The sequence below is a fragment of the Shewanella sp. CG12_big_fil_rev_8_21_14_0_65_47_15 genome (genome assembly GCF_002783505.1).
Classification (GTDB): Bacteria; Pseudomonadota; Gammaproteobacteria; order Enterobacterales; family Shewanellaceae; genus Shewanella.
In genome coordinates, this window is record NZ_PFGL01000020.1 from 18,853 (window position 1) to 36,845 (window position 17,993).

16 protein-coding genes, 1 pseudogene and 1 riboswitch are annotated in these 17,993 nt (G+C 47.0%); of the genes and pseudogenes, 4 read left to right on the top strand and 13 right to left on the bottom strand.

Annotation, left to right across the window (positions count from 1 at the left end; translation table 11 throughout):
- Positions 1–10 precede the first annotated feature (10 nt).
- The 4 genes from COW15_RS05945 to panB form a co-directional block, all read right to left on the bottom strand.
- A complete protein-coding gene (locus tag COW15_RS05945) occupies positions 11–721 on the bottom strand; it encodes a YjbF family lipoprotein (protein WP_293630928.1) in 711 nt (236 codons plus the stop codon).
- A gap of 148 nt (positions 722–869) precedes the next feature.
- Positions 870–1,121 (bottom strand): hypothetical protein, encoded by a 252-nt coding sequence (locus tag COW15_RS05950; RefSeq protein WP_293630929.1) that lies wholly within the window; start codon positions 1,119–1,121, stop codon positions 870–872.
- Positions 1,122–1,404: 283 nt separating this feature from the next.
- Positions 1,405–2,529 carry a patatin-like phospholipase family protein gene (locus COW15_RS05955; protein WP_293630930.1) on the bottom strand — a complete coding sequence of 375 codons (1,125 nt, stop codon included), beginning with the start codon at positions 2,527–2,529 and terminating at the stop codon, positions 1,405–1,407.
- 136 nt (positions 2,530–2,665) lie between these two features.
- Positions 2,666–3,508, bottom strand: coding sequence for a 3-methyl-2-oxobutanoate hydroxymethyltransferase (gene panB, locus COW15_RS05960; protein WP_293630931.1), 843 nt, complete (start codon positions 3,506–3,508; stop codon positions 2,666–2,668).
- A 184-nt stretch (positions 3,509–3,692) separates the two neighbouring features.
- Between panB and COW15_RS05965 the strand changes: the two genes are divergently transcribed.
- A complete protein-coding gene (locus tag COW15_RS05965) occupies positions 3,693–4,574 on the top strand; it encodes a helix-turn-helix transcriptional regulator (protein WP_363699917.1) in 882 nt (293 codons plus the stop codon).
- An 82-nt stretch (positions 4,575–4,656) separates the two neighbouring features.
- Here the strand turns inward: COW15_RS05965 and COW15_RS05970 are convergent, their stop codons facing one another.
- From COW15_RS05970 to COW15_RS06005, 8 genes are all read right to left on the bottom strand, one after another.
- Positions 4,657–6,372, bottom strand: a complete 1,716-nt coding sequence (locus COW15_RS05970; RefSeq protein ID WP_293630934.1) for a proline--tRNA ligase — start codon at positions 6,370–6,372, stop codon at positions 4,657–4,659.
- A 109-nt stretch (positions 6,373–6,481) separates the two neighbouring features.
- Entirely contained in the window at positions 6,482–6,613 is a 132-nt protein-coding gene (locus tag COW15_RS05975; protein ID WP_293630936.1) for a hypothetical protein, read from the bottom strand.
- A 33-nt stretch (positions 6,614–6,646) separates the two neighbouring features.
- On the bottom strand, positions 6,647–7,288 hold the full coding sequence (locus COW15_RS05980) for an acyltransferase (RefSeq protein ID WP_293630938.1): 642 nt from the start codon (positions 7,286–7,288) through the stop codon (positions 6,647–6,649).
- A complete protein-coding gene (tsaA, locus tag COW15_RS05985) occupies positions 7,289–8,023 on the bottom strand; it encodes a tRNA (N6-threonylcarbamoyladenosine(37)-N6)-methyltransferase TrmO (protein ID WP_293630940.1) in 735 nt (244 codons plus the stop codon).
- 116 nt (positions 8,024–8,139) lie between these two features.
- Entirely contained in the window at positions 8,140–8,520 is a 381-nt protein-coding gene (gene rcsF / locus COW15_RS05990) for an Rcs stress response system protein RcsF (RefSeq protein WP_293630942.1), read from the bottom strand.
- A gap of 77 nt (positions 8,521–8,597) precedes the next feature.
- Complete coding sequence (locus COW15_RS05995) at positions 8,598–9,908, bottom strand: amidohydrolase family protein (protein ID WP_293630944.1); 1,311 nt, start codon at positions 9,906–9,908, stop codon at positions 8,598–8,600.
- Positions 9,908–12,982 (bottom strand): amidohydrolase family protein, encoded by a 3,075-nt coding sequence (locus COW15_RS06000; RefSeq protein WP_293630945.1) that lies wholly within the window; start codon positions 12,980–12,982, stop codon positions 9,908–9,910. Before COW15_RS06000 ends, COW15_RS05995 begins: the two co-directional genes overlap by 1 nt.
- Positions 12,983–13,201: 219 nt before the next feature.
- Positions 13,202–13,594: an H-NS family nucleoid-associated regulatory protein gene (locus COW15_RS06005; protein WP_293630946.1), complete on the bottom strand. Its 393-nt coding sequence runs from the start codon at positions 13,592–13,594 to the stop codon at positions 13,202–13,204.
- A 311-nt stretch (positions 13,595–13,905) separates the two neighbouring features.
- Between COW15_RS06005 and COW15_RS06010 the strand changes: the two genes are divergently transcribed.
- From COW15_RS06010 to COW15_RS06020, 3 genes are all read left to right on the top strand, one after another.
- Positions 13,906–14,655, top strand: a complete 750-nt coding sequence (locus COW15_RS06010; protein ID WP_293630947.1) for an electron transfer flavoprotein subunit beta/FixA family protein — start codon at positions 13,906–13,908, stop codon at positions 14,653–14,655.
- Positions 14,656–15,582, top strand: a complete 927-nt coding sequence (locus COW15_RS06015; protein WP_293630949.1) for an FAD-binding protein — start codon at positions 14,656–14,658, stop codon at positions 15,580–15,582. It abuts the gene before it with no gap.
- A gap of 95 nt (positions 15,583–15,677) precedes the next feature.
- A riboswitch (Lysine riboswitch) is annotated at positions 15,678–15,874 on the top strand.
- Between the two features lie 79 nt (positions 15,875–15,953).
- Positions 15,954–17,522 (top strand): Na+/H+ antiporter NhaC family protein, encoded by a 1,569-nt coding sequence (locus COW15_RS06020; protein WP_293630950.1) that lies wholly within the window; start codon positions 15,954–15,956, stop codon positions 17,520–17,522.
- A gap of 139 nt (positions 17,523–17,661) precedes the next feature.
- Here COW15_RS06020 and COW15_RS06025 read toward each other — a convergent pair.
- A pseudogene (locus tag COW15_RS06025) lies at positions 17,662–17,982 on the bottom strand (dipeptidyl carboxypeptidase II); the annotation flags it as partial.
- Between the last annotated feature and the right edge of the window lie 11 nt (positions 17,983–17,993).

Consider the following 17,993-nt stretch of genomic DNA (forward strand, 5'->3'; position numbering starts at 1 on the left):
AATGGCTCCACTAAGAGGCGAATGGCTTAAGTAAGGTGATATCGATAAAGGGCAGATTAGGCGCTATCTTTTGGCGACTCTTAATCACTTGGCCATTATTCGGTTTGATCCAAAATTCATTTTGATAGTGGATATCAAGCGCGGCGATTGAAACCATTTCGCTGAAATGCAGCGCCTGTGTTGGCGTATCATTGATAAGGATGTTTTCTTCGGCAATAAAATTAAATTGCGAACTCGCGATGTAGCCAAAGTGGTAATTAGGTTGCCAGTCAAGGGTGCGCGTCCACATTTTGGGCGTGTTGCTTAAATGCAAACCCAATAGAAGAGGGTCGGGTTGTGTGCTTGCAATTGCGACTAAGTTGCCAGCAAGCAGGTTATGGGTTTTAACTAAACGACCATTTCTTGTGACTAACATCCCTTTATCCGCCGACAACCATTTAAGTTCCAGTGTATCTGGGGTCGGTCTTATTGAAGATAGGGTGACTTGGGGCTCGGCAAAGGCTAAAGCAATAAATGCCTGTGGCATATCGTCGAGCTTGGCATAAATACTGGCGTAGGGATTGGCTTTTACCTGCTCTGTGGTGAGTTTGACGTCGTCATCCCCAATAAAAGCGAGCTTTATCGTATCGTTTAAGGCGCTAATTCGTTGGCTACAGCCAGACATGCCTACTAATACGGCCGAGAGGGTGACTAGCGGCAATAGTTTTTTATTTATACGCATCCGAATTGCTTATTCTCAATAGTAATAAATATCAAATGTAAAGAGATGTGAGACTGATTTCAAGCCATAACCAGAGCTTGATTTTCTCTCGATGAGCTTAAAAAAAACAACCGCCAATAGGCGGTTGTTTGGAAAAGGTTTTAACTGATTAGTTACCAGTACCTGTAGTAGAGCCAGTACCAGTACCTGAGTTGGAAATTGGGTTACCGTCAGCGCCGTTTGCAGCAATTAACACACCAGTCACAACTGCACCAGCACCAATACCAGCACCAACCATAGCCCCGTTCGAACCGCCAAAAGTTTTACCGTCAGTTGTTGTACCAGCGTCATCAACTGCTTGAGCAGCTACTGAGCCTAACATTGAAATAGCAGCAATAAGTGCTAATGAAGTTTTTTTCATCGTGATTCCCTTTTAGAAAAAATTAACCTAATTTTTAGCTAATCTAGTACAGCATGATAGGTGATTCAACTTAAATGATCAATGCTAAATCTATCAGTGTATTCAGACTTTAGACTGATTTGCTGTTTAGCTGCTATAGAATATTCCTTAGTTTAGAATGAGTTTAACCCATTCCTGTTAAGTATATATGCCTAAGATGGGCACCTTGATCTTATACCATTTACGTTTTAGTAATTCAAAACCTTCCTTAGGCTCGTTAATGAAAAAATGGATTCAGGTGCAATTAAGCCAAGTTGAAGAAGGTCTTTATTTCACTCAGTTGTTCCATGGCATCCTTATAACCTAAATCGATTAACGCACTGGTATAGGATTTCTCGAATAATAAGTAGGACACGATACTCGAGTCCGATTGCCTATCGATACCAATAAAACCCAGTAAGGTTTTAATGGCCCAGGGCATATCGTCGTAGAAACGTGCCGCTATCTTACTTAAATCTTCGCTTGGCTTGATCACTAAGGCCTTTATGGGTTGCAGGGTCAGTTGAGTTCGACTCGTTTCCGGGATAAGGCTTAGGGTGTGATTAATGCGCTCCAATCGTTCAAGATCGCTATTTAAGGTATCGGAAAAGATGGTATCGAGCAGATGACCCGCAATCGTGGCCGTTTTGGGGTGATATTCCAACTCCATCGGGTAATGTTTATGGGGGCTGTCCAAATTGATGACCAATAGCCGATTGGCTCCTAAGTGAATGGGGCTCGACAGTGGTGCAAGCTGGTGGACCGAACCATCGCCATAATAGGCTTGGTTAAGCTTAATCGATGGAAACACCATAGGAATAGCGGAGCTGGCGAGTAAATGCTCAGTGTTGAGCATCATACGTTCGCCGCTGCGTCTCGCTCTGGTCCAATTTTCTATATCCCTCGAGGCTTGAAAAAAGGTGACTGAGCGGGAGTTGTTATAACAGGAGGCATCCACACTGAGGGCCGTAAGCGCACCGTTACGGATATTGCGATCGATGCGTTTAAAGTCGATAAGCTCATTCAGTAGCGTTCGCAGTGGGTCGTTATCCAGCAAGCTACCCGCATCGGTATTGACCTTATCATCCTGCATTCCCTTGAGCGCCATTTTGGCTAAGTGACTCAACACCCCCACAATCGAGGCACGATACACTTTTCGGGTTTCAAAATGTCGCCATACCCATTCGAGTTTTTTTACTCCGAGGTGAAAACAAGAGGCATGGGTCGCAATCGAAGTGCCATTTATCGCGCCAGCAGAAGTACCACAGATGATTTTAAAGGGGATGCCATGATTGCGGGGATATAGTTGGACCAGTGCTTTTAACACACCGACCTGATAAGCTGCTCGCGCGCCGCCTCCGCCTAGGACTAATGCTGTTGATGTAGGCAATCTCAAGACTCAATTTATTGTTTTAATGATTTTATTAAAGCAACGCCGCCCTATAAAAAGCAAGTCGATAGACTTAATTAGTTGTAAATTTCGATTTATCGTTTATTCGATTGCTGCAACATTTCGCTTTAGACAATTAATCCGCTGTAAGCTTGATCGTTTGGCTGAGGCCAAAGCAATGCTCTGCTGTTGGAAACTCAGCGGTTCTCACCTCTCTGGCGTATTCGGCGCAGGCGTGAGTGATTAAGGGGCCTAAGTCGATATAGCGTTTGGCAAATTTAGGCGTGTAGTCAGAAAATAAGCCTAGGATATCTTCAGTTACGAGCACTTGGCCATCACAGGTGGGTGAGGCGCCAATGCCGATGACTGGGATTGAGACTTCTGCAGTCACGGTGCGCGCCGCGAGTTCGGAGGTACCTTCAATCAGTATGCTAAAAGCGCCTGCTTGCTCAAAGTCTTTTGCTAAGCTAACGAGGGTTTCGATGGCGGCAGCATCCCTTGCTTGGGTTTTAAATCCACCCAATTGATTCACGTGTTGCGGCATTAATCCTATGTGTGGCATCACAGGGATCCCTCGCTGGGTTAAAAAACGAGTGGTATCGAGCATTTCTGCGCCCCCTTCGAGTTTTACCGCCTGCGCGCCTGTGCGTATCAATACTTGGCTCGCATGTCTAAAGGCTTGCTGAGGCGATTCTTGATAACTTCCAAAGGGCATATCAATAATCACGCAGGCGTGTGCTGCGCCGCGAGTGACAGCAAGGCCATGATTAATCATCATTTCTAAGGTAACCCCGAGTGTGGAGTCTTGTCCATAAACCACCATGCCGACAGAGTCGCCGACGATAATCATATCCACATGGGGATCGATAAGTTCCGCCATCGGTTTTTCATAGGCAGTGAGGGCGACTATGGGCGTTTTACCTTTCATTTTTTGTAAGGTTACGGGCGTGACTCGGTTTTTATTCATATGGATACTCATATCATCTCCAACTCGTTAAATCTGAGAGGGTATGTTAGCGCTTGCTGCGTTGGCTTTAACTCGATAGATTGACTTAATATCTAGATAAAAAGACACTTCTATATAAAGGTGCTTTATACAAAGAGGCGCTTCTATACGGAAGATGCTCGATAATACGAAAAGAAGTTTCGATATAAAGATCACCTTGGGCGATAACACCTTGAGTCAAGTCACCGGCATTCATTTATCCCAGCAGCATATTACTCAGCACACGCAGGTCGCACCTTCACGTTTAGCCGCCGCAGGGCTAAGTGCCTCCATTATGTTGCTTAAGCGAACACTCATGCCGTTTGAGCATGTGCAGCGGCACAGTCATTCTTGGGGGCAGGTCATTTATGCCAGTCAGGGTGTGTTGAGTGTGATCACGCCTGCCGGGCGCTACATAGTGCCGCCTGAACAAGCAGTGTGGGTGCCTCCCTTTGTCGATCATGAGGTTATAGCGCTTGCTCAAGTGCAATTGAGTAGTCTGTATTTGGATGAAACACAGATAGGTGGCTTTCCACCCGACTGCACTTGTCTGAGTGTGAAGCCTGTTTTGCAGTTATTACTGCAAGAGGCAAATGCCTTGGTGCAGAGTGAGACGGGGCTGATAGACCCTGATGATAAGGATAGCGTCATGCGGCTCTTGATGGTGATCCGTGACTTTATGGTGCTCGCACCTAAGGTCGCCTTGGATTTACCTTATCCTAGGGATAAAAAATTACTGCGTATTACCGAGGCTTTGCTGGCGGATCCGAGCGAACAACGCACTTTAGTGGATTGGCAGCGGGAGGTCGGCGCCTCGGCCCGCACGTTAGCGAGATTATTTAAACGGCAAACAGGGCTGAGTTATAGCCAATGGTTGCAAAGGCTTAGATTGCAGGTGGCGATTCAAATGCTCAGCCGAGGTGAATCTGTGCTCACTACAGCGTTATCCTTGGGTTATGCCTCGGGTTCAGCCTTTGGTTATATGTTTAGGCAGTTGATGGGCGTCGCTCCGAGTCAGTACCTGTTAGCGCAAACGACAGTGCCCAAAATACAGCAGTAAAAAGCCGCATTATAGCCAATAAAAAACGCACTTAAGTACAACCTAAGTGCGTTTAATTTTTTTATTCGACTAGAGCTAAGGCTTAGGCTTTAATCTGGCTTTTCAGGAAGTCGACCAGCTGGTCAAATGGAATATCTTGCTTTTCACCGGTGCGGCGGTTTTTGTATTCATATACGCCGGCATCGATATTGCGATCGCCAATTACCACAGTGTGCGGGAGTCCAATCAGTTCCATATCGGCGAACATCACGCCTGGGCGCTCTTTACGATCATCCAGTAACACGTCGATACCCGCTGCGGTTAAGTCCTTGTACAACTGCTCGGCGATATCGGTTACGCGGTGCGACTTGTGCATATTCATTGGCAGAATACCCACGCTAAAGGGGGCAATCGCTTCTGGCCAAATGATGCCACGGTCATCGAAGTTTTGCTCGATGGCTGCGGCTACAATACGGCTCACGCCGACACCATAACAACCCATCAGCAGCACCTGTGACTTGCCGTTTTCATCGAGTACAGTTGCATTCATCGATTTAGAGTAGTTAGTGCCGAGTTGGAAGATATGGCCGACTTCGATACCGCGGGCCATCGCATAAGTGCCTAAACCATCGGGTGTTGGCTCGCCTTCAACCACATTACGGATATCGGCAGCTTGTGCTGTCGGCAGATCCCGCTCCCAGTTGATGCCAAAGTAATGTTTATCATCGACGTTAGCACCGGCGGCAAAATCGCTCATCACGCTGACGCTATGATCGATAATGATTGGCATAGTTAAGCCCACAGGACCGAGTGATCCGGGACCTGCGCCAATGGCGTCACGAATAAGGGCTTCTGGTGCAAATTCTAAGGGTGATGCCACTAAATCTAATTTGTCGGCTTTGATTTCGTTAAGATCGTGGTCACCGCGAACAATTAATGCTACTAGCGGAGCGGCTTCGGTTGCACCCATTACGATCAAAGTTTTAACTGTCTTAGTGATATCCAAATTAAATTGCTCAACTAACTCGGCAATGGTTTTAGCATTGGGGGTATCGACTAAACGTAACTCTTCGGTGGCGGCGCCGCGAGCCTCGGTTGGCATAGGTGATTCGGCTTTTTCAATGTTGGCCGCATAGTCACTGCCAGTCGAATAAGCAATTAAATCTTCACCGCTTTGTGCCAGTACATGGAACTCGTGTGACATGCTGCCACCGATAGAACCTGTGTCAGCTAATACGGGGCGGAAGGCTAAGCCCATGCGCGACAGAATGTTGCTATAGGCTTGATACATGGCCTCATAGGTCGCATTCATGGTATCGACATCGAGGTGGAAAGAGTAGGCATCTTTCATCAGGAACTCGCGTGAACGCATCACACCAAAGCGTGGGCGCACTTCATCGCGGAATTTGGTTTGGATTTGGTAAAGATTCAGCGGTAATTGCTTGTAAGAGCTGACTTCTTTACGGATTAAGTCGGTGATCACTTCTTCGTGGGTTGGCCCCAGAACGAAGTCACGGTTGTGGCGATCCTTAAAGCGTAGCAATTCTGGACCAAATTTATCCCAACGACCCGTTTCTACCCACAAATCAGCCGGTTGTACCATAGGCATTAATATTTCAATCGCGCCTGCTTTGTTCATTTCTTCACGAACAATAGCTTCGACTTTACGCAGTACACGTAAGCCCGTGGGCAGGTAGCTGTAAAGGCCCGACGCATTACGGCGGATCATACCGGCACGTAACATTAATTGATGGCTAATGACCTCTGCGTTGGCAGGAGTTTCTTTTTGTGTTGATAGTAGGTACTTGCTGACGCGCATTACCGATGTCCAAATTTGAGTTGAATGGGCGCCATTTTATCACCTGCTTGGATGATGTCACCTAGGGATTTAGGTTAAATTCAGTTAGCTGGGGGTAAAAGGCATTTTTTTATGCTGGATAACGGATAACGGATAACGGATAACGGATAACGGATAACGGATAACGGATAACGGATAACGGATAACGGATAACGGATAACGGAAGGAAGAGCGCTACGCGGCTAGAGCGTGACTTCGTCACTGCTAGTATCTAGATCCACGTTTCTGTTTATGTTTACTTATCCCGCCTATCGCCGATCACTTTGGCGGGGTTGCCAGCAACTATGGCCCAGTTGGGCACGTCTTTTGTTACTATGCTGCCCATGCCGACCACGGCGTGATCGCCAATCGTCACACCATCGACTATGCCAGCTTGGGCGCCAATCCACACATCTTTGCCTATCACAATACCTTTGGAGTTGGCAGCTTGTTGATATATAGGTGTATCTGGCGCCATGCCATGGTTAAAGGCATAGATAGTCACATTATTAGCGATGCGAGTTTGATTACCTATCTTGATGCCTAGCCTGCCACCATCGAGGGAGCTGCCATGATTAATCGCCACTTCATCCCCCATAGTAATGGGGCCATGCAAAAAACAGTCGGCGGCGATCATGCAGCGATTACCCATGCGAATATCGCGGTTGGGCTCGGCAAATAACTGGGCTTCGGGGGCGATAAAACAGTGCTCGCCTATTTGTACTGTTTCGAGGGCGCAAAGTGTGGCTTGGATTTCATCCTGCCAGGGTTTAGCCCAGACTAAATGTTTCTCTTTTAAAGAAAAATACAGCCATGGCATCCAAGAGAGACGCTTTTTATGTTGGCTTTGATAGTCAGGCAAAGATGCCGGCTCTGATCTAGGCGTTGGCGCAGACATTTAGCCACATTTCCCCGGTTTGAGTTCTAATACCAAGATGTATTCTTGCTCATTATCATCGACCGCCATCTGCCAAAACACATCTAAATCATAGAGGGCGACTTGATAAAGCTTAGGATCATCCTTGGCTTTTTTGTAGGCAGGCCGTGGATCTTGACCGAGTACACCGCGGATCAGTAGGGCTAAATCTGTGTAGTTTTCCTGCTCGGCGTAACGCTTAATTTGGGCGTTGGCATGGGCAGAAAATACCACCGAAATTAAGTGGGGCGCTTCCTGGGCGATGCCGCCTATCGCATCGATAATGGAATCCGAGAAGGGAATATAGGGCTTAATATCGATAATCGGCGTGCCATCGAGGAGATCCATACCGGAAATCTCGAGGCAAACTTTGCCCTTACGCTGCACTACGCCGTGCAGTTTAACGACCGACTGCCCAATGCCATTGGGCCTAAACGTGGAACGAGTGGCAAATACGCCGAGTTTTTCATTGCCGCCTAATCTGGGTGGCCGCACTGTGGTTTTCCAACCTTGGGCAAGATTCTCATGGAAGCAAAACAGTAACCACAGATGGGAATATTGCTCGATACCACGTACCGCATCGATATGATTCACATGGGGTTCGAGTTCGACATAGCCACGGGCTTCAACCAGTCCGGGTTGCCTTGGTATGCCAAACTTTTGTTTATAGGGAGTGCGGCAGATCGCGACGGCGACAATTTGGTTGGTAAATGTCATGCAAAAAATTACCTAAAAGGCTAAATATAACAACCGCATAAGCTCATTGTTAAGCGGTTGATATGGACAATCTCAGATCATCGAATCGGCAGCAGTACGCTTGCTATGCGTGAAGCTTACTCTGGGGTAGCCGTTTTGATGGCTTGGCCGACGCATAGGGCGCGACTGATACAACCCTGGGCGGCTTCATCTAACATCACACATTGTTTGATGATAATGCCGTTAGCGCCTTTATCTGCGGCGGTGCGGCGAGCTTCGGTTCTGGCATCCGCAAGTGAAGCGGGTACGGCATTCACATCGGCTTGGCAGGATTCGCCTTGAACTAGTCCCTTTAATTCGTAGTGCCCTTTAGGCAAGGTATCACCTTCATAGAGGGTAACATCGGAGGCCTTGAAATAGTCATCGATTGCCTCACCGTTCAAATTACTGTTAAAACTGTAGTCGCTTGCACAGGCACTGAGCAGTAGCACTAATGCACTTGAGAGGATCATCTTCATGGTTTGACCTGCGTTTGAGGGGAAAACAGCGCAGTCTTAAAGACTGCGCCGATGCGATATTATTATCTGAGCAAATTCTACCGCTTAAGGTACTTTTGATAAAGCTGCTGATGGCGATTATTCAGATCTATCTGCCGTCCTTCAATCCAGATAGCCACAATCTTATTGGTCATAGGGTCGAGAATGTCCCCCTCGGACAGCACGACACTGCCCTGATACCCCACTGCGATAGCCCCTAAATCCTCCACCCCTAACAGGGTTGCCGCATCTAGGGTGACAGATTTAAGTGCTTGCTCCGGTGTTAAACCATAGGCGGCGCTGTAACCCGCGGCATAGGGGAGATTGCGACTATTCCAATCCGATGAGAAACCCAGGGCGAAGGGGATCCCCGCATTGGCGAGCAATGATGGGATCTTAAAGGGCAAATCCACGGGTTCATCTTTACGTTTAGGCAGGCTCAAGGTATGGGGATAAATGACGCTGGCATTGACTTCCCTTAGGCTTGAGGCTAAACGCCATGCGTCATAGCCGCCGACAATCACCAGTTTGAATTGGTATTTTTTCGCTAGGGCAATCACTTGCTCAATTTGTCCAACCGTATCGGCATGGGCAAACAGTGTCGCTTTACCTTGGTATAGTGGCAACATGGCCTGCCAACGCAGATTCTGAGTGCTGGACTGATTGCTTTCATCCTGGTTTTTATGTTGATCACTTAAAAAATAACGATAGCCATCCTCAAAGGCAGCGTTAAGTCTATCGATAGCCCGTTGATTGTTCTCGATTGCCTTGGCTTTCTCTTTTTCATCTTCGGGCATGCGCTTGATTTGCGGCCAGTAGACATGAAATTGCCCAGCACTTGGCTTGAGTGCATCTTCAATCGTCCACGCATCGAGATTGATCAGCACCGATTGCCCCGCTAACCCATCGCCGCTGGGGACGATTTGGGCGTGGGTGATACCGTTATAGCGTATGGTAGGGATAAGTTCTGAATCCGGATTATAGGCGCTTGCTGTGCTAATTTGTGGATTAAAATCACCGACTTCGGCGTTATCGACGGTGGGGCGACTCATCTCAATTTCGACTAAACCTAAGCTGGTATCGAGGGCAATCAGCCCCGGATACAAATGTTTACCGCTCGCATCGACGATTTGAGTGTCAGCTCCTCCGTCAGCGGGCATATTTAATGGACTCCCCACTGCGGTAATTTTTCCATTCTCAATTAACACATCGGTATTACTAAGCACACCTTGGCTGACGGTGTGGACTGTGGCGTGCTTAATCAGCACTGTGTGGCTTTGCTTTGGTGTCGGCACTATATCGTTGGCACTTACTGTGGGGAGCCCCCCCAGTAATGTTGCAAACAAGAGTATTGTCGGTAAAGGTTGCATTATTTGGCTCCCTGGTGAGTGTGGCCCCATGCCAGATAGTGGGTGTCGCAGTGCCACTGGGGTTCGTTGAGTGGCGTGACTTTTTCACCGGCTTTGGCGTTATCATCACTGCTGAGAATTTTTTGGATAAGTTTGGCGCGCTCGTTGACTACGGCCTGCTGGGCGAGTTGGTCTTGGTCACGGTCAAAATAGCGTTTTCCTTCAACCCATGCCTGGTTCACCTTAGCGTAAATAGACAGCGGCTCTGCGTTCCAAAGTACGATATCGGCCATTTTCCCAGGGGTCAGTGAGCCCACGTATTCATCGACTCTTAACTGCTTAGCGGGATTGATGGTGACCATATTCCAAGCATCCTCTTTTGACATATTGCAATACATCATAGACTTAGCCGCTTCTTGGTTGAGTCTGCGCTGCATTTCGTAGTCGTCTGAGTTAATGCTAGTGGTCACGCCTTTGTTTTGCATTAGGCAAGCGTTTTGCGGGATAGCGTCATACACCTCAAACTTATAGGCCCACCAATCGGCAAAGGTCGATGCGCCAGCACCATGGGCGGCTAACTCGCTGGCGACTTTGTAACCTTCGAGCACATGGGTAAAGGTTTGCACTTTAAAGTGATAGGCTTCGGCTAAACGCAAAAACATCAGAATTTCTGACTGCACATAGGAGTGAATATGCACATCGCGCTGTTGATTTAATACTTCAGCGACGGCCTGTAGGCGATAGCTTGGCCGCGGTGCGATGGTTTTTTTCTTATCGCTGGAGCGCAGATCATCATAGGCTTTTAACGCATTCTGATAGGCGATGGCGGCATCGAAGGTTTCTGCAAATAAGGCTTTAACTCCCATGCGAGTCTGCGGGTAGCGCTGCACAAACTTCTCGCCCCAGTTGCTCTGTTTTACGTTTTCGCCAAGGGCAAATTTAATACTCGTCGGTGCATTGGTAAATTTAAGTTGCTCGGCGCTTTCTCCCCATTTCATCTTGATCAGTTGCGATTGGCCGCCGATAGGATTCGCGCTGCCGTGGAGCAATTGCGCACTGGTGACACCACCTGCGAGGGCGCGGTAGATTGAGATATCTTCTGAATTAACCACATCGCCAATACGCACCTCAGAGGTGACCGCATCAGTGCCTTCATTCGTGCCACCATTGATGGCGATATGGGAATGTTCGTCGATAATGCCCGCAGTAAGGTGTTTGCCCGTTGCATCGAGTACTTGATAACCCGATGGCGTCGTTAATTGCTGGCCAATTTTTTCGATGCGGCCATTGGCCATCAACAGATCCGCATGTTCGAGAATGCCTTGTTTATCCGAGGTCCACAGGGTGGCATTCTTGATATGCAGTTTTTCAACCTTAGGCGCTTCATTCAGGCCATAGGCAACATTGGGGTAGGTGAGTTGACTCACTATATTTGTGTTTGCCGCTATCTTTGGGGCTTGTTCTGTTATTTGCTCATCGTTTACTGCGATGGTCATGCCGGCAACATTGGTACTGCGGCTTTGGGCATCGACCATGCGCCCCTGAATACCATCCTTAGCCAGCCATAGGGTAAAACGGCTGATCCCTTGGATCCCGGCGGCGGCAAGATTGGCATTAAAACTGACTCTACCGTCATCTTCTAGCGTGAGGTTAGTAAGCGAGATGCTTTGTTCACCACTACTCAAGCTACCCTGAAACTTAGGTTTATCGTCTTTGCTGATATCTTGCAGCGATAAATCCAGCGTGAGGTTATTGAAACTTAATTGGTAATTACCCAGTAATTTAGCCTGCGAAAGTGAGCGAATACTCTGCTCTTGGCCCTGTAACCAAACGCTATAGATCTGGCCATCTTTAAAGATATTGCCCTTAGTGACCACAAAATCAGCCATAAATCCAGGGGCGAGTTTGCCAGTAAAATCTGCGGTTCCCGCCATTTCAGCGGCTTGAATGGTGAGTGCGGCCAAGGCTTTTTCTTCGGTTAACCCTTGGGCAATGGCTTGGCGCAAACGTGGCCAAAAAGCATCGGTCTTAATGCCGTATTGAGTCAAGGCAAAGGGAATATCGGCTTTGGCGACTACGGCTGGATTTGTTGGTGCACGCTCCCATTGCCTTAAGTCTGCCAGCGACACTTCTCGGTCGGCATCATCGGTACCGACGTCTGGAGCTTGTGGGTAGTTGAGCGGTAGGATCAAGGGATAGTTCAAGGTTTTTAGCTCGTTAATGCGAGCGTATTCTTGACCGCTTCCTAAAAGATTAGCGGGCTGTTGATGTTCTTTGAGTAGGTGAGCCGCGCGTAATAAATCATTGAGATTTTTCGTTTCAAAGACAATTGGCTTCTCGGCTAAATGATCTAATTTTTCAAAGGCGATATTAAACTCAAACGGGGAGTTTATTGTGCTATTGGCGGATTTGTGCTTATTTTGGTTATACCAGTTTGCATCGGCAAAGGTCTGTCTGATCAGTGCAATACTTCCCATTAATGAATTGGGGTAATCCTGCTCAGATGTGCCTTTATCAAATGCCATAAAGGGTTGAGTACGTGCTCGATAAATCACTTCATTAGCGGTTTTGTCGGCTAAGGACAGACTCACACCTGTGCCGCGAAAAATGCCATCGAGCTTACTACTCTGCACGCTAGTAAAACCGTTATTGATCCAATCCTTTGCTCGTTCTTTATTGGGATAAACGTAATTAAACCATTCTTTTTCAGCATGAATTGCACCGTTTTCGGCATTTCCGCCTATACGTTTAATATCATATACGGGACGGGTTAAACCGAGTTTGGGATATTCAAATTCAATGCCGTAGTCGGTGAAGGGATCGATAAAACCTGGGTAGATAGTGTAACCCGTGAGGTCGATTTGTAATGCAGAGGCGGGTATATCTCCATGCTCAATAATGGCTTTAATTCTATTATTTTCAACCAATAGAGTGGCATCGGTTAGTCGTTTTCCCGGTGCGACAAGTAATTCTGCATGGGTAAAAGCGGTTAACTTATTAACGGGCTGTACCGGATTCCCTTGGGCGAAAATACTGAAGGGAACAAAGCTAGTTATTATGCCGCAGCTTATTATTATCTTATTGTTTATCTGCATGTTTTTATTTGAGTAGGGGAGGGTGGATAAAGAGTAACCGAAAGCGGGGGTAAATACTAAGTCAGAATTGTAACGCAATTTTAGCATTGACTGTAATGGGGAACGTCGACCTATTTTGGACAATTGAGGCATAAAAAAACTCGCCAGATGGCGAGTTTTTTATGTTACCTAACTGTAATGCTGTAATCACTATTACAAGTGCGGTACTTTTAGGCTGGATTAGATTAAGAAATCATCCATAGAACGACCTTTGTTGATCTCGTTCTTAAATACGGTTGGCATACGACCTTGGCCTGTCCACTGAACCATTTCACCGTCAACTTCAATTTGATATTTTGCTGGACGAGGAGCACGCTTTTTGCTGGCCGCTTTAACCGCTACACCACCTAAGTCATCGATGGATAAACCGACAGCTTCCATTTGTTGGCGGATTTCTTCAATCTTAGCGTTACGAGCCGCGATGGCTTGCAGTTCTTCTTCTTCCATTGATTCACGTTCTACTAGAATTTTATCTAGTTTAGCGGCTAAATCACGCAGTTCTTCTACGCTGAGATCTTTTACCGCAGCTTTAAAACGACGACCGTGAGTTAATATCTCTAAAAATTCGCTCATATCTATTTTCGTCCCACTCTATTTTTAATACAGGATAATGGTGAACAACCCCTAAATGATAGAAACTAATATAGCTCGAATCAAATAAAATTACACAATATTGAGAAATTAAATATTATTTAAAATTTGAACTTTTTTATATGTGGCAAATAAGTGTTCAAAAATGTGGCCAACAGCCCAGTATTAAAAAATACAAACAGGCGTTTGACTTTAGTTGACGTTAACGTTAACAGGACGTAAAGTTGCTCTATCCTGCATTGGTAACGACCAATGTTTTGTCCATGTACATGAAAGTGTAGGAAGGAAACCCTATGAAAGTATTGGTGCCTGTTAAGCGCGTAGTTGATGCCAATGTGAAGGTCAGGGTCAAAGCTGACAACACAAGTGTTGACACCGCAAACCTCAAAATGGCGTTGAACCCTTTTTGTGAAATCGCAGTAGAAGAAGCGGTTCGTTTGAAAGAAGCGGGCAGTGCTACTGAAGTGGTGGTCGTTAGCATCGGTAATAAAGCCGTTCAAGAACAATTGCGTACTGCGCTGGCACTCGGTGCTGACCGTGCGATCCACATCGATACCGAAGACGAGCTAGTGCCTTTATCTATCGCCAAACTCCTTAAGGCTGTACAGGAAAAAGAACAGGCCGAATTGGTGATTTTTGGTAAGCAGTCTATCGATGGTGACAATAACCAGACAGGGCAAATGTTTGCTGCACTGTCGGATATGCCGCAGGCAACCTTCGCTTCCGAAATTAAAGTCGAAGGTCAGTCGGTGCAAGTCGCCCGTGAAATCGACGGTGGTATGCAAACCCTGAGTCTACCATTACCGGCTGTAGTGACGGCCGATTTACGTTTGAATGAACCCCGTTATGCTTCATTGCCAAACATTATGAAGGCGAAACGTAAACCTTTGGATGTTATGACGATTGCCGATTTGGGTGTGACCTTGAAAAACCACCAAACCCTAGTGAAAGTGACGCCACCTGCAGAGCGCAAAGCTGGCATTATGGTAGCCTCGGTAGCTGAGCTAGTCGAAAAGTTAAAAAATGAAGCGAAGGTGATCTAAATGGCCATTTTAGTATTAGCTGAACACGATAATGCGGCTCTGAAACTCGATACCGCCAAGGTTGTCACGGCGGCGCGTGCCATTGGTGGGGATGTGCATGTATTAGTTGTCGGTCATCAATGCAGTGCTGTTGCGCAATCTGCGCAAACATTACAAGGTGTTAGCCAAGTTTTACTTGCCGATGCCAGTGTCTACGAAGCGCATCTTGCGGAAAATATCTCAAAATTACTGGTGGATTTAGCACCTCATTACAGCCATATACTGGCTGCGGCATCAAGCTTTGGCAAAGATGCTATGCCACGGGTCGCGGCACTATTAGATGTGGCACAACTCTCTGAGGTGATTGCCATTGTTAATGCTGACACTTTTGTGCGACCTATTTATGCGGGCAATGCCTTAGCGACAGTGCAAAGTCATGATGCGATAAAAGTGATGACAGTGCGTGCCAGTGCATTTGATGCGACGGCCGAGGGTAACAATGCTGCACTGACGCTACTCGATAAAGTGTTTGCGGCGAGAACACAATTTGTGTCTCAATCCTTAACGGTTTCTGCGCGTCCTGAATTAGGTAATGCGGGCATTATCGTCTCCGGTGGTCGCGGTATGGGCAGCGGTGAAAACTTCGGTATGTTAGAACAACTGGCAGATAAGCTCGGTGCCGCTGTCGGTGCATCACGCGCCGCAGTTGATGCTGGCTTTGTACCTAACGATTTACAAGTGGGCCAGACTGGCAAAATTGTTGCGCCAAATCTGTATATTGCCGTCGGTATTTCCGGTGCGATTCAACATTTAGCGGGGATGAAAGACGCGAAAGTTATCGTTGCCATCAATAAAGATCCTGAAGCGCCTATCTTCCAAGTGGCCGATTATGGTCTCGAGGCCGACCTGTTTGATGCTGTTCCTGAGTTGATTGCGAGTCTCGGTTGATTTTATCCGTGATCTAGGTCACAGTAAGCGGCTTTGCGGTGGCATCTGCTTAGCCGCTTATGTTTTTATGTGCCTCACGCCCACGCATGGGCGTTCTTAGAAGTAGAGGCGCGCCAAATATCAGTAGTGATCAGTAGGGTGATTCCGTTGATCGATCGCGAAAGGATTTGGTGCCGAAGTGGTTCGATTTATCACGATCAACTGCTGGGGTTGTACTTAATAGGTGCAGCACTGCCATAGTATTTTCTGATATGGATATTAGAAATAGTTACTATGGAGCGCTACTGATAGGACAGGTGACCTTGGGTATCTATTGCCTTTCCCCACCAGTTCAGTCGCCCTCCATTCGTATTTTGACGAAGAAATAATCAATGACTGTTATGAGTTATGCCGATTCGGCACTTTCATTGCTGCCGCCCGTGGTAGCGATTGTATTGGCGATTTTAACTCGCCGCGTACTCCTCTCCTTAGGTTTAGGTATTGTGATTGGTGTTTTATTACTCAATCAATTTTCACCTCTTGCCAGTGGTGAGTTTTTATTTAATAGCATTAAGGGACTTTTTTGGGCCGATGGCGCGGTTAATTCTTGGAACTTATATATTCTCGGTTTCTTAATTGTACTGGGCATGATCACCGCACTGATTACTGTGAGTGGCAGTGCTCGCGCATTCGCCGACTGGGCGCGTTTGCATATTCGCAATAAACGTGATGCAAAATTACTGACCATGTTCTTAGGCTGTGTTGTCTTTATTGACGACTATTTCAATAGCTTAGTCGTTGGTTCTGTCGCTAGACCCGTCACCGACCGCTATTATATTTCCCGTGCTAAGTTAGCGTATTTATTGGATTCAACGGCGGCGCCAGTTTGTGTTATTTCCCCCGTTTCTAGCTGGGGGGCTTATATTATTGCGTTAATTGGCGGAATTTTAACGGCACACGGTTTTGCGGATTCTGGACATTTGAGTGTATTTATTCAAATGATCCCAATGAATTTCTACGCGATTTTCTCTTTGTTGTTATTACTCTGTGTTGCTTTTATGGGGCTGGATATTGGCCCTATGCGCGAGCATGAACTCAATGCCCAGCGCGGAAATTTATACGATGAGACCAAAGGGTTGCCCCCTGGTGCGAATGCCGATCTCCCGGAAGCGGAAAGCGGCAAAATCTTAGGCTTATTCCTGCCAATTACTGTGCTGGTATTTGCAACCCTGTATTTTATGATCGACAGTGGTGCCCAGGTTTTGGCAAAAGAAGGTGTTGAATTTAATATTATTTCAGCCTTTGAGAAGACTGATGTCAGTTCATCATTATTCTTTGGCTCCCTAGCAGGTTTAGCGGTTGCATTAGTGGTTAACCTTGCGCAGGGGGTTGAGAAATCTATGGTGGTTAAAGGTGTCGTGCAGGGTGCCCGCTCTATGCTGCCGGCCATTTATATCCTGTTATTCGCCTGGACAATCGCAGGGGTTATTGGCCAACTCGAAACCGGTAAGTTTATGGCGAGTTTAGCAACAGGAAATATTCCTTTCGCGTTTCTACCCGCCTTAATGTTTGTGCTAGCGGGCATAACCGCGTTTTCAACCGGCACGAGTTGGGGCACCTTCGGGATCATGTTGCCGATTGCCGCCGATATGGCGATGGGAAGCCACACTAGCATGATGTTACCTATGCTTGCCTCTGTACTCGCGGGGGCGGTATTTGGCGATCATTGCTCGCCGATTTCCGATACCACTATTTTGTCGTCCACGGGCGCGAGTTGTCATCATATCGACCATGTGGTCACTCAGCTACCCTATGCATTGATTGCAGCGTTTATTAGCTTAGCGGGTTATGTTGTACTTGGATTTACTGAATCCGTTACTGCGGGTTTAGCAACGTGTGGTCTGATGTTTGTGATCAGTATCATTTGGCTACGCATACAGTCTAATCGTGTGGCCAAGTAGCGGGTTAGCTTGAGGTTTCAGCGATACATCAGCCAGCAATATGCTGGCTGATTTTTTATGGTTCAAAAGGCGATGACTAAAGGGCTTACTTTAAACCGTGACGGTTTAATAGGCTCTCAGTGGTTGGCTCTTGGCCGCGGAAGTTTTTGTAGGCTAAGAAGGGGGCACATTCTGCGCGTAGCTGTACTAAACATGATACCAGTGAAGCGGTTTCGTTTTCACCGCTTAAGCCACGGTTAGCTGAGGCTTCCCAAATATGTTGGCACAGTTCACGGTTTTCCAGTGAGACCAATACGGGCTGGCGAGTGGTGTTGGTTATGTTCATCAGATACTTGCCATCGTGGCCTGCGGCTTTGGCATCATATGCTGCCGAGGTGATGTCACTTTCAGTTAGACCCGCTAGTTGGTCTTTACTATCGATAACGATCGCTATCTCTTTGGTCAAGTGCAGTGAACGTTGGCGAGCGTGGC